At 69.3% G+C, this 5,740-nt stretch carries 6 protein-coding genes; 4 read left to right on the plus strand and 2 right to left on the minus strand.

All coding sequences use genetic code 11. The features are described 5' to 3' along the window. Positions 1-417, plus strand: a 417-nt coding sequence (locus tag VFF46_RS27560; protein ID WP_325040136.1) for an RNA polymerase sigma factor, incomplete at its 5' end; no start/stop codon positions are given. Beyond that, positions 414-866 carry a hypothetical protein gene (locus VFF46_RS27565; protein ID WP_325040137.1) on the plus strand — a complete coding sequence of 151 codons (453 nt, stop codon included), beginning with the start codon at positions 414-416 and terminating at the stop codon, positions 864-866. The genes VFF46_RS27560 and VFF46_RS27565, both read left to right, overlap by 4 nt. Here the strand turns inward: VFF46_RS27565 and VFF46_RS27570 are convergent. After that, entirely contained in the window at positions 856-1,596 is a 741-nt protein-coding gene (locus tag VFF46_RS27570) for an SGNH/GDSL hydrolase family protein (protein ID WP_325040138.1), read from the minus strand. The two genes, VFF46_RS27565 and VFF46_RS27570, sit on opposite strands and share 11 nt — an antisense overlap. A gap of 65 nt (positions 1,597-1,661) precedes the next feature. After that, the gene (gene glgX, locus VFF46_RS27575) at positions 1,662-3,722 is read right to left on the minus strand and encodes a glycogen debranching protein GlgX (protein ID WP_414673098.1); all 2,061 of its coding nucleotides are present in this window, start codon (positions 3,720-3,722) and stop codon (positions 1,662-1,664) included. Between the two features lie 173 nt (positions 3,723-3,895). On the opposite strand from glgX, the gene VFF46_RS27580 reads away from it, so the two are divergent. After that, positions 3,896-4,912 carry a Gfo/Idh/MocA family oxidoreductase gene (locus VFF46_RS27580; protein WP_325040140.1) on the plus strand — a complete coding sequence of 339 codons (1,017 nt, stop codon included), beginning with the start codon at positions 3,896-3,898 and terminating at the stop codon, positions 4,910-4,912. Continuing rightward, positions 4,909-5,740 (plus strand): Gfo/Idh/MocA family oxidoreductase (locus VFF46_RS27585; RefSeq protein ID WP_325040141.1); only part of this gene is annotated, 832 nt, incomplete at its 3' end. The genes VFF46_RS27580 and VFF46_RS27585, both read left to right, overlap by 4 nt.

Below are 5,740 nucleotides of genomic sequence, written 5' to 3' on the forward strand. Positions count from 1 at the left end.
GCGCCGTACGTCGGGAAGATCTGTGCGCCGATCGCGCTGAACGACGGGCCGGACGCCGCGCAGGAGGCGCTGATCGCGATCTTCCGCGGGCTGCGCGGCCTGGAGAACCCGGCGGCGTTGTACGGCTGGGCGCGCGCGATCGCGGTCCGCGAGGCGGTCCGGGTCGCGCGCCGTGGGCAGCGCCAGCAGCCGGCCGAGCTGGCGGAACTACCCTCCCGCGACGACCCGCAGCTGGTCGTCGACGTACAGGACGTGCTGCGGCGGCTCTCACCGGAGCACCGCGCGGTCCTGGTACTGCGGGACCTCGAAGGAATGGACGAACAGGCCGCGGCCGCGGTGCTCGACCTCCCGGCGGGTACGGCGAAGTCGCGGCTGCACCGAGCGCGTGCGAGCTTCCGGAAGGCGTGGAGATCATGAACTGGCCACAGATCGAGCTGACCGACGTCGAGCGGTTCCGCGCGCTCGCCGCGGGCGTACCGGGCGCCGCCGTGACCGAACGCGTGCTGCCCGGCGAACCCGACCGGGTGAAGGCGATGCTGACGGATCTCGAGGTGTTCGCGGAGATCCAGGCCGACCTGGTCTCGGTCACGCTCGAGCAGCGCGACGGCGATCACGTCGTCGTACTGGCCAAGGGCGCCAGGGGGCAACGCGCACGGTTGGAAGGTCAGCTCCGCCCTGGGTGGTGCTGGCTGCAGAGCCGCTTCCTCATCATCGGTATGGCCGCCGCAGCCGAGCCTGGCGGCGGTACGCGCGTCGCACTGACCGGTGGGATCCGCGTACCGGGACGGGCCGCGATCTTGTCGCTCGGTGTCCGCCGGGAGAGTAAGAAGACGCTGGACCGGCTGGAGGACCTTCTTACGAGCTGAGGACGCCGGACGGGAGTGCGGCGAGCAGGGCGTCCGCGTGGCGGCGGTAGCCCAGGTTGTTCGGGTGGAACGCGTCAGGCGCGAGCATGCCGCGCCACGGCGGCCGTGCGTACCGCGACACCTCGGCGACCGGCAGGCCGCGGGACGTGGCCGTGTTGCTGATCAGCTGGTTGATGCCGGACACGTACGGGCTCACAGCGCCCCCGATCCGCCAGAGCCGGTCCGGCACAGTCAGGTCCATCACCACCGAGGAGGAGGGCAGCCGGTCGATCACCTGGCGCAGGTGGTCCCGGAACCGCTTCGGCGGCGTGGCGAGGATGTCGTTGTTGCCGATGCCGCAAGTGACCAGTGTCGGCTTCACGCCGTCCAGCAATGGCAGCTGGTCTTCCAGGACGTGCCTGGTCTGCGCACCGGACATCGACAGGTTCAGCACACGCCAGGGCGTTCCCTTGCGACGTAGCGCGTTCAGTACTTGCCCGACGTACCCGTGCAGTGGTGACGACGCTCCCAGACCCTGTGCGGTCGAGTCACCCAGTACGACCCACAACGGCCCGTCACCGGCCAGCGCGTTCGTGTTCTGCCGGGTCCAGTAGTCCGCATAGGTCCGCGCCTGTACGTCGACGTACGCGACACCGTCCACCCAACGCTGGACGGCCAGCCGGGAACTGGTCCGCTCAGCCTCGCCCCAGCGCATGATGGCGCGGTGCAGCGCGCCGATAGGTGTGGTCAACTTCGGTCCCCCAACAGGTGAACAGCAGGTGACCGAAGAATGTACAGGCGGAAGGTTAACGACTTTCAGAGCGCGCGCAGCAGGACCAGGCAGCGTGGTGCGAGCGGCACGGTCGCACCGGCCTCCACCTCGGTCACCATGCTGTTGCTGGTGTCCAGCACCACCTCGTACGCCGGCGCCCAGGAGGCGTCCGGTACGACGACGTTCCGGATCTCCGGTGTCGCGTTCAGCGCGAGCAGGAACGAGCTGTCGGTGAGCGCGTTGCCTTCCGCGTCGGTCGCCCGCAACGCGTCGCCGCGCAGGAACATCCCGATCGTCCGCAGGTTCCCGTCGAACCAGTCCGCGTCGGTCATCTCGCCACCGTGCGGCGCGATCCACGACAGGTCCTTGCGGCCGCCCGGTACGTCCGGCTGCCCGGAGAAGTAGTGCCACTGCCGCAGCGCGGGATGCGCCGCCCGCAGCTTGATGAGCTTCTTGGTCAGGTCGAGGTGCTCGGACCAGGTGTCCGGCAGCGACCAGTCGAACCAGGAGATCTCGTCGTCCTGGCAGTACGCGTTGTTGTTGCCGAGCTGGGTCCGCCCGCACTCGTCGCCGGCGGTGATCATCGGTACGCCGGTGGACAGGATCAGCGTCGACATCAGGTTCGCCATCTGCCGCTTGCGCAGCGCGATCACCCCGGCGTCGCCGGTCTCGCCCTCGGCGCCGCAGTTCCACGAGCGGTTGTCGTCGGTGCCGTCCCGGTTGTCCTCGTGGTTCGCCTCGTTGTGCTTGTGGTCGTAGCTGACCAGGTCCCGCAGCGTGAACCCGTCGTGCGCGGTGACGAAGTTGATCGAGGCGTACGGGTACCGGCCGTCGTCGCCGTACAGGTCACTGGACCCGGAGAGCCGGTACGCGAGGTCCTTGACGCCGTCGGAGGTGTTCCGCCAGACGTCGCGGACGCTGTCGCGGAACTTGCCGTTCCACTCCGACCACGGCGTACCGAAGTTGCCGACCTGGTAGCCGAACGGGCCGACGTCCCACGGCTCGGCGATCAGCTTCACCCGGCCGAGCACCGGGTCGGCCGCGACCTCGGCGAGGAACGGGTGGTCCGGGATGTCGACCTCGTGCCGCTCGTTGCGGACCAGCGTCACGGCCAGGTCGAACCGGAACCCGTCGACGCCCATCTCCTCCACCCAGTAGCGCAGCGAGTCCATCACCAGCCGCCGTACCTGCGGGTGCGAGGTGTCGACCGAGTTGCCGGTACCGGTGACGTCGTACATCGCGGCGCCCTGGCCGAGCCGGTAGTACGCGCGGTTGTCGATGCCGCGGAAGCTCAGCGTCGGCCCGTCGAAGCCGCCCTCGGCCGTGTGGTTGTAGACCACGTCCAGGATCACTTCGATGCCCGCGGCATGGAACGCGGCGACCATCGCCTTGAACTCGCCGACCTGCTCACCCCGCGATCCCGAGGACGAGTACGGCGCGTGCGGCGCGAAGAAGCCGAGCGTGTTGTAGCCCCAGTAGTTCGGCAGGCCGCGCGCCGCGATCGACGGCTCGGTGAGGAAGTGGTGGATCGGCAACAACTCCACCGAGGTGACACCGAGCTCGGTCAGATACTTGATCACCGACGGGTGCGCGAGCCCGGCGTACGTCCCGCGCTGCTGCTCGGGCACGTCCGGGTGCAGCTTCGTGAACCCCTTCGTGTGCAGCTCGTAGATGACGGTCTCACCCCAGTGCACCGGCTTGCTGATCGGCGGCGGCGGCGCCGACTCCGCGACCACCACCCCCACCGGAACATGTCCCGCGGAGTCACCGTCCGACGAGTCGTAGATCAGCGGACTCCCGTAGTCGAGCTCGCCGTCGATGGCCCGCGCGTACGGGTCGAGCACCAGCTTCGACGGATCGAACCGCAACCCGTGCGACGGATCGAACGGCCCGTGCACCCGGTACCCGTACCGCTGCCCGGCCCCGACCCCCGGCACGAACCCGGTCCAGAACTCACCCGTGTGCGTCAGGTCGAAGTTCCGCTGCCCACCGTCGTCCCCGACCAACGCCAACTCGACCCGCTCCGCCGCCGGAGCCCACAAAGTGAACGTGGTCCCATCGGTCTGGACCACAGCACCTGGCCGCGGACCGGTCTCGGTGGACAGGTCCGGAGCGCTCGGGGCAGCGGTCGCTTCTTTCACCGGGACATTCTGCACAGGTCGGGGGAAGTTCACGATAGTGAGGTGGTTGTGTTCGTGAGACGGTGGTTGCGAACGTCTGTGCGCAGTGATACGCAAGGATCGTTCGTAATTTACCCACCTCTGCCTCAGGGGAACACATGTCGGAAGAGTTGGCCGGTCTGACCGTTGGTCTGATCGGCGCGGGCAACATCTCACACGTCCATGCCGCGTCCTGGAAGGCCGTCGGCGCGCGGGTGCTGGTGTATTCGCTGGAGGGCGCCGAGGCGCTGGCCGAGCAGTACGGGCTGGAGGTCGTACCGTCGCTGGACGCGGTGCTGGCCGCGGCCGAGTTCGTCGACATCGTCACGCCGTCGGCGACCCACAAGGAGATCACGCTGGCCGCGATCAAGGCCGGGAAGAACGTGATCTGCGAGAAGCCGCTGACGCTCACCGCGGCGGATTCGCACGAGGTCATCGACGCGGCGGAGGCGGCCGGCGTGCGGCTGTACCCGGCGCACGTGGTGCGGTACTTCCCGGCGTACAAGGCGGCGTACGACGCGATCCGGGCCGGGCGGATCGGTGACGTCGCGGTCGCCCGGTTCTACCGGCAGGCGTCGTCGCCGGCCGGCGCGGGCTGGTACCGCGAGGTGGCCCGGTCGGGCGGCGTGATCATGGACCTGATGGTGCACGACCTCGACCAGGCCCGCTGGCTGTGCGGCGAGGTCAAGAGCGTGTACGCCGTGCAGAACCCGCCGACCGTCGACGGCATCAGCCCGGTGAACGTGGCCGCGCACGTGACGCTCACCCACGAGAACGGCGCGATCAGCCACTGCCGTGCGACCTGGGGAGCGACCGGTACGACGTTCCAGACCGGCTTCCAGGTGGCCGGTTCGAAGGGTGTGCTGAAGTTCAAGTCCGACGCCGACACCGGGTACAAGGACGAGCTGCAGGACTCCGAGGGCGGTGACCTGCTGATCCCGTCGTCGCTGGGGGAGAGCCCGTACCTGAGCCAGCTGCGCGAGCTGGCGATCGGCCTGCGCGGCGGGCCGGAGCCGCGGGTGCTGGCGTCCGACGGCGCGACGGCGGTCTACCTGGCCGAGGCGGCGCGCGCGTCGATGGAGTCGGGTCAGCCGATCGACATGAAGACCTTCGTCTCGACGGGAGCAGTGGCATGAGCCTCAAGGTTGCGATCGCGTCGTTCGCGCACGTGCATGCGGGGTCGTACGCGCATCTGCTCGGGTCGATGCCCGATGTCGAGGTGCTGTCCGCCGATCCCGATGGCGCATCCGCGCCGGACGCGGGCCCGCGCGGTGCGGAGCTTGCGAAGCTGTTCGGCGTTCCGTACGGCGACACGTACGACGAGCTGTTCGCGTGGGGCCCGGACGCGGTCGTGGTGACGTCCGAGAACGCGGGCCACCGCGAGCTGGTGGAGCGGGCCGCGGCGGTCGGTGCGCACGTACTGTGCGAGAAGCCGCTGGCTACGCAGGTCGCCGACGGCGAGGCGATGCTCGCCGCGTGTGAGGCGGCCGGGACGATCCTGATGATCGCGTACCCGGTCCGGTTCGCGCCGTCGTACCTGCAGCTGCGGGCGAACGTCGAGGCGGGCCGGCTCGGCGACGTGTTCGCCGTACTCGGGACGAACAACGGGAAGATCCCGTACGACGCGCGCCAGTGGTTCACCGACGCGGAGCTGGCCGGCGGGGGAGCGCTCGTCGACCACACCGTGCACTGCGCGGACCTGATCGACGGGCTGACCGGCGGCGCGTCCGCGACCCGGGTGTACGCCGCCGCGAACCGGATCCTGCACCAGGACAAGAACGTCGAGGTCGAGACCGGTGGGCTGGTCACGATCAACTACGACAACGGGCTGCTGGCAACGATCGACTGCTCCTGGAGCGTTCCGGACAACGGCGCGACCTGGGGCGGCGTGTCGCTGCAGGTCACCGGTACCAACGGCTCGGTCGAGATCGAACCGTTCCTCCCGCACGTGGGCGGGACGGACC

Source organism: Kribbella sp. (assembly GCF_035655035.1).
GTDB lineage: Bacteria > Actinomycetota > Actinomycetes > Propionibacteriales > Kribbellaceae > Kribbella.